General features: G+C 37.5%; 12 protein-coding genes. 7 read left to right on the plus strand and 5 right to left on the minus strand.

What is annotated here, in order from left to right; all coding sequences use genetic code 11:
• Positions 1–10: 10 nt before the first annotated feature.
• Entirely contained in the window at positions 11–565 is a 555-nt protein-coding gene (locus tag DWA31_RS16260) for an arsenate-mycothiol transferase ArsC (protein WP_114327617.1), read from the plus strand.
• 651 nt (positions 566–1,216) lie between these two features.
• Here the strand turns inward: DWA31_RS16260 and DWA31_RS16265 are convergent.
• Positions 1,217–2,464 carry a carboxylate--amine ligase gene (locus DWA31_RS16265; protein ID WP_114327618.1) on the minus strand — a complete coding sequence of 416 codons (1,248 nt, stop codon included), beginning with the start codon at positions 2,462–2,464 and terminating at the stop codon, positions 1,217–1,219.
• A gap of 634 nt (positions 2,465–3,098) precedes the next feature.
• Between DWA31_RS16265 and DWA31_RS16270 the strand changes: the two genes are divergently transcribed.
• The 4 genes from DWA31_RS16270 to DWA31_RS16285 all read left to right on the plus strand — a co-directional run bounded on the left by DWA31_RS16270 (position 3,099) and on the right by DWA31_RS16285 (position 10,134).
• Complete coding sequence (locus DWA31_RS16270) at positions 3,099–4,859, plus strand: asparagine synthetase B family protein (RefSeq protein WP_114327619.1); 1,761 nt, start codon at positions 3,099–3,101, stop codon at positions 4,857–4,859.
• A complete protein-coding gene (locus DWA31_RS16275) occupies positions 4,853–5,800 on the plus strand; it encodes a polysaccharide deacetylase family protein (protein ID WP_114327620.1) in 948 nt (315 codons plus the stop codon). Before DWA31_RS16270 ends, DWA31_RS16275 begins: the two co-directional genes overlap by 7 nt.
• Before the next feature lie 26 nt (positions 5,801–5,826).
• Positions 5,827–8,085: a GNAT family N-acetyltransferase gene (locus DWA31_RS16280; RefSeq protein ID WP_114327621.1), complete on the plus strand. Its 2,259-nt coding sequence runs from the start codon at positions 5,827–5,829 to the stop codon at positions 8,083–8,085.
• Between the two features lie 81 nt (positions 8,086–8,166).
• On the plus strand, positions 8,167–10,134 hold the full coding sequence (locus DWA31_RS16285; RefSeq protein WP_114327622.1) for an acyltransferase family protein: 1,968 nt from the start codon (positions 8,167–8,169) through the stop codon (positions 10,132–10,134).
• Positions 10,135–10,162: 28 nt separating this feature from the next.
• Here DWA31_RS16285 and DWA31_RS16290 read toward each other — a convergent pair whose 3' ends face one another.
• Genes DWA31_RS16290 through DWA31_RS16300 form a run of 3 tightly spaced genes read right to left on the minus strand, consistent with a single transcriptional unit; the run spans position 10,163 to position 12,815 of the window.
• Positions 10,163–11,272 (minus strand): DegT/DnrJ/EryC1/StrS family aminotransferase, encoded by a 1,110-nt coding sequence (locus DWA31_RS16290; protein ID WP_114327623.1) that lies wholly within the window; start codon positions 11,270–11,272, stop codon positions 10,163–10,165.
• Between the two features lie 8 nt (positions 11,273–11,280).
• Positions 11,281–11,856 carry an acyltransferase gene (locus DWA31_RS16295; protein WP_114327624.1) on the minus strand — a complete coding sequence of 192 codons (576 nt, stop codon included), beginning with the start codon at positions 11,854–11,856 and terminating at the stop codon, positions 11,281–11,283.
• A gap of 5 nt (positions 11,857–11,861) precedes the next feature.
• Entirely contained in the window at positions 11,862–12,815 is a 954-nt protein-coding gene (locus DWA31_RS16300) for a Gfo/Idh/MocA family protein (protein WP_114327625.1), read from the minus strand.
• Between the two features lie 247 nt (positions 12,816–13,062).
• On the opposite strand from DWA31_RS16300, the gene DWA31_RS16305 reads away from it, so the two are divergent.
• Positions 13,063–13,971: a glycosyltransferase gene (locus tag DWA31_RS16305; RefSeq protein WP_114327626.1), complete on the plus strand. Its 909-nt coding sequence runs from the start codon at positions 13,063–13,065 to the stop codon at positions 13,969–13,971.
• Between the two features lie 30 nt (positions 13,972–14,001).
• A complete protein-coding gene (locus DWA31_RS16310) occupies positions 14,002–14,976 on the plus strand; it encodes a glycosyltransferase family 2 protein (protein WP_114327627.1) in 975 nt (324 codons plus the stop codon).
• 157 nt (positions 14,977–15,133) lie between these two features.
• Here the strand turns inward: DWA31_RS16310 and rfbD are convergent, their stop codons facing one another.
• Positions 15,134–16,036 (minus strand): dTDP-4-dehydrorhamnose reductase, encoded by a 903-nt coding sequence (gene rfbD / locus DWA31_RS16315; protein WP_114327628.1) that lies wholly within the window; start codon positions 16,034–16,036, stop codon positions 15,134–15,136.
• Positions 16,037–16,045: the final 9 nt, after the last annotated feature.

Raw genomic sequence — 16,045 nt, forward strand, 5'->3', positions numbered from 1 at the left:
AGGAACATAGATGAAAAATTGGCTTGATAGTAACTACGGAACGCATAGAGGGATTATTCGGTTGTGGATATCTCTAATAAAGTTTCATCTCGGTCATTATCGACAATATGAAAATGTACAATGGGATCGCGTTGAACGACTTGTTTTTGTTTGTTTAGGCAATATTTGTCGAAGTCCATTTGGACATCATTATGCAGCAAAATCTATCGAAAGCGTCGCGTCTATTGGCGTATCAACAACTACTGGCGCGCCAGCTGATCCACAAGCGATAAAAGTGGCTCAGCTAAATGGTGTTGATATGACGACGCATATAGCGACCAATATTGATGATTACCAAGCTCGAAAGGGGGATTTGTTGTTAATGGTTGAAGATCGTCACTTAGCAAAACTAGGTAACTTAGTTAAATCTGACGACGTACAAATAACTATGTTAGGTTTATGGGGAAATAAACGTTTCCCCCTACTTTATGATCCGCATCATTTAAGTGACGAGTATTTCGATACTTGCTTTAAACGTATCATAAATGCAGTAGATAACATTTTAGCCAAAGCTAAACTCAATTAATTTGTTTTAGTGAAACCGAGCTCAGGCACGGCAAGAGCGTTTTAAATTTAACGTGCTAATTTAGGGTAATAACAGTGAACCCGACATCGAAGTCTCCAACCCCGTCATCCTCGAAGTCTCTGATCGAGGATCCATTCACTTCTCTGTGGATTCCAGCCTAAGCCACCACTGGAATGACGCGAGTAATAACCACTGGAATGACGTAAGTGATATAACACTACGCTTTCCTCGTGCGCTCAAACACGGAACCTAGAGTATCCAAGCCGTCGCCCTCGATTCCAGCCCAAGCCATGACGGGAATGACGGCGATTATCCCGTCATCTTCGAGGTCTCCAACCCCGTCATCTTCGAAGTCTCCAACCCCGTCATCCTCGAAGTCTCTGATCGAGGATCCATTCTCTTCTCTGTGGATTCCAGCCTAAGTCACCACTGGAATGACGCGAGTAATAACTACGAGAATGACGTAAGTGATATAACATCCCTCCTTACCCATGCGCTCAATCCCGTCATCTTCGAGGTCTCCAACCCCGTCATCCTCGAAGTCTCTGATCGAGGCTCCATTCTCTTCTCTGTGGAAAATGACGCCTTGGCTTATTGTGCCTTAAAATATTCATAATATTACCTATAATGATCTTGCCGTGCGAACTCAGGTTAGCTAGCACCAAAAAGTTTTTTTATAGCAAAATAGGTATCCATAATGAACGGCTTTGGGTCAGACAATGAGAATAGGTAATACCGACAATTAGGCTGAAAGAACAAAGTAAAAAAACGTACAATTTCTTTAATTTTTGATACCTTGAAGTTAGGATCTACAATTTTATTAGGTTGGAAAAGGATGCGAACTAAGCGATGAACTTCAGGGATCATATAGCGACATTGTTTTAGTTCATAAGGTGTTGCTTCTAGACATTTTTTCTCGCCTAAGGTCCGAACAAGTCCTGCGGCAAAAGATACGCCGCTATAATAGGCAAGCGGTAAGCTTCCCCAAAATCGTCCATTTATCTCCATAAAACTATACTGGTCAGTAAGTTCATCGTAGCGGTACTCCACCATAGCAACGCCTTGCCAATTTAACTTCTGTAAAAGTACTTTAGAACGTTCCATACAAGCCTGATGTTTATCTAGTGGTAACGCCTGACAAAGTGTCGAAGAGCCACCTTCCGGCGGCCATTCATGTACCCGTTGATGTTGGCTAACCAATTCAATTTCTCCCTGATTCACTAGAAAAAATTGACCAAATCCTTTACCTGCACAATATTCTTGAATTAAAGGAAAATGGCTGATTACTTTGTATTTTTCTAAAATTTTTGTTAGCTCTTGCCAATTATTAGCATACTCAAATTTTTCTAATACAATGCGCTGTTCATTAAGTTGCTTAATAACCTGGTGTGGATTCGACCATTTCAATACTAGCGGAAATTGCAATTTATCTTGGTAAGAAGCCAATTCAGAAAAGTCTACTAGCTGCAATGTTTTTGGTACGCGAATACCGACAGATTCAGCATATTCTTGAGTTTTTTCTTTATTTATAACGAGAGATAGTAGAGCTTCAGTAGGCATTAATGGCGTAATAAAGTCAGAAATTTTTGACCGATAGTTATTACACCATTGGATATCTGATTCTGAAACCGTTAATAGGAAACTAGCATCATATTGACGACTAAGTGCTTCCATTTGAGTAAGCAGATCAGCGTCTGACTTTTCACGAATAAAACCATGATGACAATATTTAGAATATAGACCTATTGCGCGTTTATTCCGGCCTAAAGCAACAACAGTATAGCCATTGCGTCCTAAATCTCTGACTATGGTTAATCCTATAGGTGAGTCAGCACCTAGTATTAAGACTGTTGTTTTTGAAGTACTCATCTGGTTTTTAGCTCTAATGTCTGTATCCATATTTATGCTGGTAATATTAAAGCATGTTCGTGCTCTCAAAGACAAAATAAATAATTAAATATTCCAATTAAGTTAGATGTAACCGTCATTTCCGAAGTCTCTGATCGGAAATCCATAGTGCTTAAAAACTGGATCCTCGATTAAAACACCACGAGGATGACGACGTAAATTTTTGGTGTATGCTTATAGCAATGTTACTAGTAGATGGTTGGGGCGTAGCCACTGTTTTGCTAATAAGCTGCAACCATGCAGCGTTAATTATTAAATAAATAACGAAGTAGTAGGTTGTTTTAACCAGTATAAATGGTCACATATTTAGTGAGGTTGGTATAACGTCATCTTCGAAGTCTTTTGTCGAAGATCCATTGTCCTTTAGTTTGGGTTCAGGAGAATGTGCATCCTGCATTCTCGAATAAGTCACATCCATGTGACGTCAGCCTAAAATATCACTGGAATGACGTTTTCGAGCAATTTTGAATTATTCCTGATTAATCTACATAGGCATGTTAAGTTAAGAAGTTTAGCTAATTAATTAGCTATTTACCCACATGTCCATATTTATCATTTAGCGTAATAACCAACACGAATATTGTGCTGGTTATATAAAATAAAAGCAGTAAACGGATTTTAACAAATGGCATTAAATAATAACGTAAAGATCAGCCAAGTCGAGCTAACAAATACTCAAAAGCATTCATGTATTTTACTAGCAGATAATACGGTAGATTGTTTTGAAAATGACAAGTATAAAGTGACGGTCTTAGGCCATTTAAGAGCATACAATCAAGCGCAGAAAATTGACGCTAAATATGTAGCTTCATTATATCAAGGCGACATTGACGCTTTGTATGAGAAAATAGCAGGTCAATTTATCGTCTTTATTTACGATAAACAAACTAACCAGTTGTTTGTATTTAATGATCATATGGCGACCATGCCTTGTTATTATTATAAAGAAAACGATAGCATTTGGTTTAGTTTATCTCTTCAATATATTAAGAATATCGCCAAAGATAATTTAGTTATTTCTAATCAAGCGATATTTAATTATTGCTACTTCCATTGTATTCCTGCGCCAACAACTATTTATCATTCAGTTTATAAACTTGATAGCAGTGAGTTACTCGCGATTGAGCAAAATTCAATCACGAGAAAAGGCACGCTATATCGTCCTCACTTTGCTCAAAAATCCACTATAGATTCGGCGCATGAACGTTGTTTAGATACCGTAAGGGATATGGTCGCTTTCCATGGTGACGATGCCAATATAGGCGCATTTTTAAGTGGTGGATTAGATAGCTCTACAGTGGCTGGAGTACTTTCAGATATTAAGAGTAAAACTGGCGAAAAAGCCCGTACCTTTTCTGTAGGGTTTGATGAGCAAGGTTATGATGAAACTTACTTTGCCGAACTGTCAGCCAAACACTTTGCTACTGAGCATCAAACGTCGTATTTACAAGCGGAGTACATCAGCGAGAACTTTGTTAAAGTGGCTAGTGCCTTTGATGAACCTTTTGGTAATTCTTCAGCACTTGCTGCGTTTTATTGTGCTTCATTTGCCAAAGAACATGGGATTACAACGCTGCTTGCTGGTGATGGTGGCGATGAGATATTTGCGGGTAATAGTCGCTATGCAAAACAGAAGCTATTTCGTCCTTATGAGCTTCTTCCGAACATAGGTCAATCTTTGTGCAAACAAGTTTTTTTGAATACGCCATTAAAGAAAGTGCCCGTGGCCAAAAAACTAGCAAGTTATATTGAACAAGCTGACACACCGTTGCCTGATAGGTTGCAAAGTTATAACTTTTTACATCGTTTTTCGCCAAGTGAAATTTTTACTGCTGATTTTTTAAAAGACGTTGATCAAGGCTTGCCACTTGAGCAATTACGTGAGCGTTATCAGCAAAGCGGTTCAAGTAATGCTATTGATAGTATGCTATATATGGATTGGAAATTTACGTTAGCTGACAATGATTTGATTAAAGTGAGCAAGATGTGTGAAATGGCTGGTGTTACGGTTAAATATCCATTGCTTGAAAAAGAACTCGTTGATTTTAGTTGTAAAATACCTGCCTCAGAAAAATTACCCGGAAATAAACTCAGAGATTTTTTTAAAAAATCAATGAAAAACTTTCTTGCAGATGAAACGCTGTCTAAACCTAAACACGGTTTTGGCTTGCCGTTTGGTCGTTGGATGCGTACTACGCCAAGTTTAATCGCACTAACAGAGCAAAGTTTGCAACAGCTAAAACATCGAAATATTATCCAAGCACAGTTCATCGATAAAGTACTTGAAATGCAGAAAAATGAGCACTCAGCTTATTATGGTGAACTTATATGGATACTGACGGTATTGGAGTTATGGCTAGGCCAAAGAGACGATGAACTATGCTAAGCAATATCATTAGCTTCTTTTCGCGTCCTATTAGTAGAAACAAACTGACTATTCTTAATTTTCATCAAGTCTTAGCGCATAAAGACGCATTAAGACCTTGGGAGCCTGACAGCGAAAAATTCAATTGGCAAATGGCACTGTTACGTAAGTATTTTAGGCCGATATCATTAAGCCAAGGTATGAAGTTACTTGAATCTGGTCAGCTTCCTTCACGATCTGTAGCGGTAACATTTGATGATGGTTATTTGAATAATTTAACCGTTGCTTTGCCAATTTTGAAAAAACATAAGATCCCCGCAACGGTGTTTATTGCTAGCGCTTTTTCCGAAGGGAAGAACATGTGGAATGATCGGATTCTTGACCTGTTTGCGCAGCACAATGACATGATGGACCTATCAGTTGCAGGAATGGGGCATGTTGATGTTTCAGCGCCAGAAAAAAAATTGGCAACAGCACAAAAAACAGTGCTAGAGCTAAAGTACTTTGAACCATCAGTTCGTGATGAAAAAGTAGAGCGACTTATTACGAGCAACGGCGGATATGTTGAAGCGCGCAAAATGATGAACGCCTCTGAAATAAAAGAAATAAGTGATGCGGGAATTGAAATAGGGGCGCATACACATAATCACCCAATTTTGAATACGCTGACCGTTGCAGAGCAATATCAAGAAATTAAACAGAATCAAGAGTTACTCTCGCATTGGACCAATAAAGCAGTTACAGGCTTTGCTTATCCAAATGGCAAAGTGGGTATAGATCTGAGTGCAGAAACAGTTAACGTGGTAAAAGAATTAGGATTTGACTATGCCGTATCTACAGAATGGGGATACGTTAATCAGCAATCGAATCGTTACACGCTAAACCGATTTACCCCGTGGGACAATACGCCATGGAAATTTCAGGCACGAATAGCTATGAATTACATCAATGGCAAGCCATAGCAATTAAAGGACGTAGACAGTAATTGATGAATGATCATAATAATCATATTGCCCTAGTTATTGGCTTATGCAGCCATGGTTTGGCAATGACACGTGCTCTGGCTAAGTGTGGAGTCAATGTTCATGCTTTAGAAGCCAATCTTGACTTGCCAGGAGCGCTGACAAGCTCTGCAAAAGTGCATAAAGTTGAAAGTATTAAGCAAGATAGTATCATTGATGACTTAATATCATTTAGAGAAAAATTTTCAGTTGACACAAAAATCGTATTGTTACCCACAAATGACAACAACGTCAAAATAATTGCAGCCAATATCGCTTTATTGTCGCCTCATTATATTATTAGCTGGGACCATTGCGCTGACACTGTCGCAAGACTGCTATTGAAAAGTAATATTGAACAACGATGTGAACAAGCAGACCTACTTTATCCAAAATCGTTGGTAATTAATGATACCAATGAGGTAAACAAGGCAATTTCGCTATTTGAATTTCCAGTGATCATCAAACCGGTCAATCCACAATCAAGTTTTAAAGCATTGCGTTGTGATACGGCAGAACAATTACGCCAGTTAGTCGAACAATATAAGCAAGATTTACCCATACTTGTGCAACACTGGATCAGTGGCGGAGATACAGACCTCTTTTTTTGCGCGCTTTATCTAGACAAAGGAAAGGTTGTTACCCGTTACTTAGGTAACAAGTTAGCGTCTTTTCCGCCGGCCATGGGGCAAACTACCGTGGCGGTTTCTTGTAATGAAACTGAATTGATCGAATTGACAGAAAGATTTTTTGATGGGCTAGAAATGTCAGGGCCTGTATCGGTTGAATTCAAGAAAGATCAACAAGGCCGCTACTGGGTTATAGAGCCTACAATAGGACGTACCGACTTTTGGGTAGGCTTGTGTATTCGCTCTGGATGTAACTTACCTTACATTGAATATCAAACATGTTTGAATTTACCTACTATTACTGAGCCCATACAATCAGCCATTTGGTTTGATAGCGAACGTGATGTTACTGCCTTTTTTAAGCACGTTACGCGATGTAAAATACTTGTTGGAGGTAAAAATATAACTACTTTTAGTTATTTAGATAATACAGATTTAAAGCCATTTTATCGTGCTATGGGGCAAGCAAGAAAAAGGTTATGGGTTAAGTTTAGGCCAAAAATACAGCGATATATTGGAAAAAGCCAATCTTTAGTCTCGGGTAATGTTATTGAATATTGCTCGCTTGCTGAGCTGCCGGAGGATTGCATAACCTTGCTAAGAAAAAGTGGTGAAGATAATTTTTTCTTAGGTGAAGATTGGTACCGCAATTTTTGTCAGCATGTAGCTAATCAAGAAGAATTAGTGCGGTTTTATTGTTTGTTTGATAATGATGGCAATGCCCAAGCTGTTTTACCCGCTTGGATCCAAATAAGGAAAATTTTTGGCTTTCATCATCGAGCAATCACAAGCCTAACGAATTACTATTCGCCGATATTTGATTTATGTATTAATGAAACGCTTATCGACAAAAGTAGTGCATACCTAGCATTTTTGAACTATTTTTCTCAGCAAAAAAAACAATGGGATATTATAGATTTTTCACCAATAGCCCCTGAAGTAAAACAAATCATTGCCAATGAAGCTGAACGGACATCTTTGCCATGTTTTAGCTATTTTAAAACGCTAAATTTATTTGAACCGAGTATTGCCAGTTTTGATACGTACATTGACGCTCGAGATCCCAAAATAAAGAATACGCTGAAACGCAAAGAAAATAAGCTCACCCGAAAGTTTGACTGGTCAATTGACATTCTCTCTACACCTAACGATATCAGCGCATCAATGGTAGAGTATCATAGTGTATATAATGCAAGTTGGAAAGAACAAGAGCCTTACCCTGATTTTATCAACGGTATGGCAGAGGTAGCGGCGAAAAAAGGCAGACTGCGGTTGGGTTTGTTAAAAGTGGATGGTAAAGCCATAGCGACTCAGCTTTGGATAGTGGCCAACAACACCGCATATATTTATAAATTAGCTTATGACAGTGATTATCGAGATTACTCACCAGGAACGGTATTAACTAAACGTATGTTTGAGTACGTGCTTAATAACGATAAAATCACCAAGGTTGATTTTCTTACCGGTGACGATGCCTATAAATCTGATTGGATGTCGAGTAGTCGAACGTTATTTGGGGTGCAGATGGTCAGCTTGAGACATTTTCGCGGGGTGTTAATTTATGTGGTGGATTATTTGTCAAAACTGCGTCAGAAGCTAAAAAAAGTGCCTAACTAAGCGTTATTGAGTATGTGATACATGCTAATAATAAATTAGATATTTGACTCGGTGAATAGTTTTATAGGAAAAGGATAGTTAATGAAATATCGTGTTGAAATTGATGGATTAAGAGCGTTTGCTGTTCTCCCTGTCATTTTATACCATGCAGGATTTAGCGGTTTTAGCGGTGGTTTTGTTGGTGTGGATATCTTTTTTGTAATCAGTGGTTATTTAATTACTTCTATTATAGTAAGCGATTTAGAGCAGAATAAGTTTTCAATAATCAATTTCTATGAACGTCGTGCACGTAGAATACTCCCCGCTTTAAGTTTTATGTTGATAATGACAACATTGGCTTCTTATATATTAATGCCTGCAGAACTACTCAAAGAATTTTCACAGAGCTTGGTCTCAGTAGTTGTTTTTGCATCAAATATTTTTTTCTTTTTAGAAATTGATTACTTTTCACTCGCTTCAGATGAAATGCCGTTACTACATACGTGGAGTTTGGCCGTTGAAGAGCAATATTATATTTTCTTCCCCCTGATGCTGGCTTGGTTATGGTTTCTTGGCAAACGCAAAGTGCTTGGTGTCATTATCGGTTTATCTGTTTTATCACTTATGTTGTCACAATATTGGGTAATGAATGGCCAAGCTGATATGGCGTTCTTTTGGATATTCTCTCGGGCTTGGGAGCTATTTGTTGGTGCAATACTTGTGTTTATCCCCAAAAATACGCTAACTACTGCTAAACTAAATAACGTGCTCGCCGTGTGCGGGCTAATCTTGATTGTTTTAGCTGTAACATTTTTTGAAACAAATACGCCCCATCCAAGTGTTTATACGTTAGTGCCTGTGATCGGCACCTTACTTATTATTCGATTTGCTAATTCAAATAACTTGGTTGGTCGCCTATTGGCACATAAATTTTTTGTGTCAATAGGACTGATTTCTTACTCATTATATTTGTGGCACCAACCAATATTTGCTTTTCTTAGAATGAAATCTGTCGGCGAACCTTCATTAGCAATATTTTGCCTAGCTATCGCCTTGTCAATTGTAATGGCGATAGTGAGTTATAAATACATAGAAACGCCTTATAGAAATAAAACCTTGTATAATCGTAAACGGATTTTCCAACTATCCTTCTTATCATTATCGGTATTTATGTGCATAGGCCTGGTTGGGCATTTTGGTAAAGGTTTTGAGCAAAGATACAGTCTGCCATCATATAGTGACACGATAGTTTATAGCCCTAAACGCGAAAAGTGTCACACCAAAGGCACGGATTATTTAAAACCAACCCAAGCTTGTACGTATTTTGGTGATGAAATAACATGGGCCAGTTTGGGAGATAGCCATACTGTTGAACCTGCTTACGCGCTTGCTGAAAAATTGCAAGAACATGATCAAGGGCTGCTTCAGTTAAGCTTTAGTGGTTGTTTACCCGCACTTTCTTATAGTGCACCAGAAGCTGGTTGTACCAAATGGCTCAACGATTCGGTTAGTTATTTAGAAAATAATAAACAAATTAAGAATGTATTAGTTGGCTTTCGTTACAGTGGAGGGTTATATGGTGAGGGTGTTGACCATTTTCCAGAAATACCAACTCGTGTAATACTACAACTAAAGGGCTATGAAGAGGCTTCTGCCGAGCAGCTACTTGAACTTTATTGGCAAAATTTAACGCAGCTACTGACTCGCTTGCAAAATGCAGGAAAAAAAGTCTATTTACTGTACCCCATTCCAGAATTACCAGTGCATATTAATAAAGCAACAACAGCATTTTCAATATTTAGCCGTGAGCCCATTATAGATCTCGAAAGAGCAACAACTAGAGAGTATTATTTACAGCGTAATAGGTTTATATTGAATAAATTAGACAGTTTGACTTATGATACTGATTTAGTTGCTATTCGACCGTTAGATATTTTATGTGATAGCGAATATTGTCCTGCCGTATATGAAGGAAAAGCACTTTATTTTGATGATGACCATTTAAGTCTTGAAGGTTCACGAATAGTTATCGAGAAAATAATTAGCTCAGCTTATGCTAAAGCGCGTTAGTTCTAGTTCTTGTCGAAGACATCTATTTTTAACTACTAATTAAAATTTCAGCAATATTTTCTATATCTTGGTCTTTTAAATAAGCGTGCATTGGCAAACTCATCACTTGTTGTGCTAATAATTCAGCTACAGGGAATGCATTATTAATAACTACTTTATTATCAAATGCTTGCTGTTGATGCATGCAAGTTTGATAATAAATCATAGCGGGTATTCCGGCTAGATTGAGTTTTTTTATAAACTTATCGCGTTGTGTTGTTTTTACCGTAAATTGTGCCCAGGCACTTTGATACCCTTTGGGAATATATGGGGTGACCATCGCGTCGCCAAATAATGTCGAATATTGATTGGCGATAGCTTCTTTTCGCGCTAATTCAGCAGGGAAAACTTTGAGTTTTTCGAGTAAAACAGCAGCCTGAATAGTATCTAACCGACTATTTAATCCGATGCGGATGTTGTCATATTTGTCCTGCCCTTTCCCGTGAACTCTCAGGGATTTGAGGATGTTTGCATAGTCTTCATTATTGGTAAATACGGCACCACCATCGCCATAACACCCCAAAGGTTTAGCGGGAAAAAAGCTAGTGGTTGCAATATCACCAAAACTACCGGCAAGTTGCCCGTCAATTTTACCACCAAATCCTTGAGCAGAGTCTTCAATAATTTTTAAGTCGTACTGTTTAGCTATTTTTTTTAGTTTGGGATAGTCAGCAGGTAAGCCGAATAAATCGACAGAGATAATAGCTTTTGGTTTCAATTTACTGCTAGTTAATACGTTAACGATAGATTTTTCTAACGCTTCTGGGCAAAGATTAAAGGTTTGAGAATCTACATCAACAAACACGGGCGTTGCCCCAACCAAGCTGATGACTTCAGCACTAGCGAAAAAAGTAAATGTTGGGCAAAAAACTATATCCCCTGGGCCTATATCCATAGTCATAAGCGCTAATTGAAGTGCATCAGTACCATTAGCACAGGTTATGGTGTGTTCAACATTGACATACTGATTAAGTGCTTCTTCTAATTCTTGTACTTCTGGACCAAGAATATATTTACCATGGTTAAGAACGGTCTGAATTCTCCTGTCAATATTTGACTTTAATTCTTGGTACTGTGCTTGAAGATCAATAAATTGCATTGAATAACCTAAATAACTGTAATTACATTCTTGGAAAGTTGGTATAACACACCTGTTTGCGGGCAAGTAACAGAGGCGTTACCTTTAATTGGTAAGTTTAGTTGTTCACCAAATTCACTCATCCAACCTATCTGTTTTGCAGGAACACCGACCATAAGCGCATAATCAGGAACATCTTTATTAACTACTGCGCCAGCGCCAATGAACGCAAATTTCCCAACAGTGACGCCACAAACAATTGTACAGTTTGCACCTAACGTGGCACCTTTTTTAACTAGAGTGTCGCGATATTCTTCTTTTCGTTCTATATGAGAGCGAGGGTTGTAAACATTAGTGAAAACCATGCTTGGACCACAAAAAACATCATCTTCTAGATAAACATTGTCATAAACAGAAACATTGTTTTGTATTTTACAGTTATCACCAATTTTTACTTTATTACCGATAAAAGCATTCTGCCCAAGTGACACGCCGACACCAATTTTTGCACCTGCACATACATGTACGAAGTGCCAAATACGAGAGTTTTCGCCAATAATGGCACCGTCATCAATAATGGCACTTTCGTGAGCATGGTAATTCATAAATTTCACTCGTTAATTTGGTTGAGAAATGGATGGTAATCACCAATTAGACCTTTAGGTGTAAGTTGTCTAATCTGAGACACAGTATCGATTGCCACTCTGTTTTCTTCGAGACCAAATCCACGACCAGCCAGGATTTCTTGATAACTTATAGTATGTAAGTCGGTGAATCCACCGGAAAACTCCACATGCTCACCATCGGCTGTAATAGCGCGGTAGGTGCGCTGCCCTGATGCTAGCGTTTCATCTGGAATGTCATTGGCGTCAATAGATAAGAACCACCGTACGCGGGCTTTTTCATACTCAAGATAACCTGCTGCTTTAGTATCAGAGTGATAGTGAACGATATTCTGTTGTAGAGCCCCAAATACGAAATGGAGCATGTCATAAAAATGTACTCCTATATTGGTCGCAATACCACCAGACTTGTTTTGGTCTCCTTTCCAAGACTGTAAGTACCAATTGCCGCGCGAAGTTATATAAGTCAAATCAACATCAAATTTATGATTGACGCTAGAATTAGCAACTTTTTGTTTTAATGCAATAATTGAAGGGTGAAGCCTAAGTTGCAAAATGGTGTTAATTTTTTTACCCGTATCTTTTTCTATATCGGCCAGTCCATCAATGTTCCATGAATTGAGTACTAAGGGTTTTTCACAGATAGCGTCAGCACCAGAACGTAGCGCAAAACGCATGTGCGAATCGTGCAAATAGTTAGGTGAGCAGATACTAACAAAATCAACCGCATTGTCATTATTTGTTCTACTTAGCTTATCTATATGGCGGTCGAATCGCTCGAATTCGGTAAAAAAATGAGTATTAGGAAAATAACTGTCTAAAATACCCACTGAGTCACTTTTATCGACCGCTGCGAGTAGATTGTTTTTAGTATCTTTTATGGCTTTCATATGGCGAGGGGCTATATAGCCCCCAGCACCAATCAGGGCAAAATTTTTCATAGTCAGTATTTATTCTTATTTAAACAAAAGTACTATCCATGTAACCTACATGGCTGAGGTGACATTATGATTATGATTATGATATCTCTAGAATGTTAGCATTATATTACGTTGTGGTGCTAGTTAATAATTTCTTGTTTTCTCGTTGGGCATCTATTAATGTGATGCCATTCTTTTTGTTGTAATAACGCAAAATAAACAGAATACAGCTAGTGAATTGTTTTAAATTAGAGAGGTAAAGGCTTACATGGATATTTCGGTTTTAATTGCGTCGTATAATGGAGAAAAAACTCTTCCCATAACATTACAAAGTTTTGTCGATGCAGATACCAAAGGTTTAGACTGGGAGTTGCTGATTTGTTTAAACAACAGTACAGATAATTCAGAACAAGTAATTGATGAGTACGCTGATAAATTACCTATAAAAATCTTTCATGAAAAGCTACAGGGCACCTCGCCAAGCTTTAATCGTTTGATGGATAATTGTCAGGGCGATTTGATTGCATTTACTGCCGATGATGTCATTGTTTCACCTAACTGGTTAAAAAAAGGCATATCACTCACTAAAGAGAAGCCTGAATACCAAGTGTTTGGTGGTCGAATTAAAGCTTACTATGGTGAGCATGAGCAACCATGGTTGAAAGATTTTGAATATGACCATGTTGCTTATGCTAATACGCCAGCAAAATTTACTTATGGTGAAGTGGGTCCGGGAACAATTTTTGGTGCATGTTTAATTGTACGAAGAGAAATAATAGATACTGGTATTCGTTATGATGTAAATATTGGTCCAAATGGTAAAAACTATATTATGGGTAATGAAACTGACTACTTAACTCGAGTGGCTGCTCAAGGATATAAGTTTTGGTTCAACCAGGACTTTACGCTACAGCATATTATTGCGAAGTTTCAAATGGAATTTTCATGGTTGGAAAAAAGAGCCTTTCGGTATGGTTTAAGTATGTACCCGAAAGATTTGGCTAAAAATTTCGAAGGTACAAAGGCAGTATGGGGGATACCACTTTGGCGTATTAACTTATTTTTTCAGTGCTGGCTTAAAGCACGTTTGGGCTCAAAACAACATCCAGAATATGCCAACTATGCATGGGAAGTTGGCTACTTTAAAGGCTATATAAAGCGACGCATAGGCCTCTAATAATTATAAATTTAAGAAAAGGAGTTTTAAATGAGTGCAAAAGTCAGTGTCATAATGCCAGTATACAATGCTGAAAAGTATATCGATGAAACAATTCAAAGTTTTTTAAATCAAACCTATCCAAATAAAGAGCTTATAATAGTTGATGATTGCTCCAGCGATAACTCCTATGAAATTGCTCTACAATACAGTAGTAAGCATCCTGAAATTAGGACGTCCAGATTAGCGCATAATTCAGGGGGACCTTCTATACCGAAAAATACGGGTATAAAAATGTCGTCAGGACAATTTATCTGCTTTTTAGATCATGATGACTATGATGCTTCCGAAAAAATTAGTGAGTTAGTTCGAGTCTTTGATAGCTATCAAGAGACACAGGTAGTTTTTTGTGATGTCTATGGTATGGATGAAAGTGGAAAAAAGGAACAAGTAGGTACTTTGGCGAGGTCGAACTACGTCGAGAGAGCCGCTAATTATTTAACCCAATGCGAACAAAATATTTATCAATGTAATGCTAATTATTTAGGTGCAATTGCTACTAAAAAGGTAGGTATTTCAACCCAAGGGGTTATGATCAAAAAAGATGCCCTTTCGGTACTTGAGTATCACTTCAACCCAGAATATGGCTCATGTGATGATATTGACCTTTGGGTGAGGCTTATTATAAATTTTAACGTTAAATTTTATAATAAGCCTTTAGCTTATTTTAGAAAAGTTGGTCAATCACTCTCTTCACAAAAAGAGCGGTTGTTAAGTGATGCAGCTAAATACCACCAAGAGCATTTACATATATTTAAAGATAATCTTGAAAAAGAAGAGTTTATTGTATATCAAAAGCATCTTTCGAGTATTTTCTTTCGACTTGGCTACGTGTTAAGTCGCAAGTCACCAACGTTAAGCCGCCAGAATTATATCCAATCAATCAGGTATCAATTCAGATTACAGACTATAGTCGCTTTTCTTAAAACATACATATTTCAGGCTCTTGACATCAAAAATCAGTAGATAAAAATTATCTTATAAAATAACTTTAACCTTTGTAAATCGATTTATTACATCATCAGAAGGTATTTATCCTTTTGGGGTTACCTATATAATAGCCCCACAAACATGCATTTAAAGTCGTACTTTTATGCTCAGCATTAGATGTTGTATTTTTATTTTAACTATCGTTAGATACTGATATGTTGAAAATAACTTTAGATAAAGATTTATCCCAGCCACACTCTGCCACACCCCAATCAACAATAATTTTAGAATTATCCATTACTGAATATTTAGGCCTAACTGCTGGTGTAGGAAAGGCTTTGGTGGTAATAGCATTTACTACAGGTTGTTTTAATAAACTTTTTTGCGCTAATCCTATTTTAAATATTTGATTAGCAAATTCATACCATGTTGTTTCTTTATCACCACAGTAATGATAAATACCCCAATTCGATTTACCTTTTTGAACTTCTACAACAATATCAAGAATTGCAACAGCAAGGTCTCCAGCATAAGTAGGACAACCCTTTTGATCTGCGACAATACCTAGTTCATTTCTCTCATTTGCAAGTCGAAGCATAGTCTTAACAAAGTTATTGCCATATTCGCTAAATACCCAGGCAGTTCGAATAATAACAAACTTATTCATCAACGTTTGAATAGCTTGTTCTCCAGCTAACTTACTCGCCCCATAAACACTTTGAGGATTTGTAACAGCATTAGGTTGATAAGGTTGAGTTGAATTCCCATCAAATACATAGTCTGTTGATACATGAATAAACACAATATCTGAATCTGAACAGATCTGAGCTATGTTTTTAGGCCCTTCAGCATTAACAGCATAAGCCACTTTCGCAACTGACTCCGCTTTATCAACAGCCGTATAAGCACTTGCATTAATCACTACATCAGCTGAAAAATCAGCAAATAATTGAGCTAATTTTTTTGAATCTGTAATGTCACCGTTTTTACTATTTAAAAACTTAAACGTAAAACCATATACTTGTCCAAATTTTTTAGATATATCTTGTATGCAACGACCTAACTGCCCATTACAACCTAACACAATTATATTCATTCCATACTC

Origin of the sequence: Candidatus Colwellia aromaticivorans (genome assembly GCF_003333305.1) — a bacterium.
In the GTDB taxonomy this organism is placed as follows: domain Bacteria; phylum Pseudomonadota; class Gammaproteobacteria; order Enterobacterales; family Alteromonadaceae; genus Colwellia; species Colwellia aromaticivorans.

What these genes read in the sequence shown, in the direction of transcription:
- DWA31_RS16260 (WP_114327617.1), top strand. Translation starts at nt 11, where the DNA reads ATGAAAAATTGGCTTGATAGTAACTACGGAACGCATAGAGGGATTATT.
- DWA31_RS16265 (WP_114327618.1), bottom strand. Translation starts at nt 2,464, where the DNA reads ATGGATACAGACATTAGAGCTAAAAACCAGATGAGTACTTCAAAAACA.
- DWA31_RS16270 (WP_114327619.1), top strand. Translation starts at nt 3,099, where the DNA reads ATGGCATTAAATAATAACGTAAAGATCAGCCAAGTCGAGCTAACAAAT.
- DWA31_RS16275 (WP_114327620.1), top strand. Translation starts at nt 4,853, where the DNA reads ATGCTAAGCAATATCATTAGCTTCTTTTCGCGTCCTATTAGTAGAAAC.
- DWA31_RS16280 (WP_114327621.1), top strand. Translation starts at nt 5,827, where the DNA reads ATGAATGATCATAATAATCATATTGCCCTAGTTATTGGCTTATGCAGC.
- DWA31_RS16285 (WP_114327622.1), top strand. Translation starts at nt 8,167, where the DNA reads ATGAAATATCGTGTTGAAATTGATGGATTAAGAGCGTTTGCTGTTCTC.
- DWA31_RS16290 (WP_114327623.1), bottom strand. Translation starts at nt 11,272, where the DNA reads ATGCAATTTATTGATCTTCAAGCACAGTACCAAGAATTAAAGTCAAAT.
- DWA31_RS16295 (WP_114327624.1), bottom strand. Translation starts at nt 11,856, where the DNA reads ATGAATTACCATGCTCACGAAAGTGCCATTATTGATGACGGTGCCATT.
- DWA31_RS16300 (WP_114327625.1), bottom strand. Translation starts at nt 12,815, where the DNA reads ATGAAAAATTTTGCCCTGATTGGTGCTGGGGGCTATATAGCCCCTCGC.
- DWA31_RS16305 (WP_114327626.1), top strand. Translation starts at nt 13,063, where the DNA reads ATGGATATTTCGGTTTTAATTGCGTCGTATAATGGAGAAAAAACTCTT.
- DWA31_RS16310 (WP_114327627.1), top strand. Translation starts at nt 14,002, where the DNA reads ATGAGTGCAAAAGTCAGTGTCATAATGCCAGTATACAATGCTGAAAAG.
- rfbD (WP_114327628.1), bottom strand. Translation starts at nt 16,036, where the DNA reads ATGAATATAATTGTGTTAGGTTGTAATGGGCAGTTAGGTCGTTGCATA.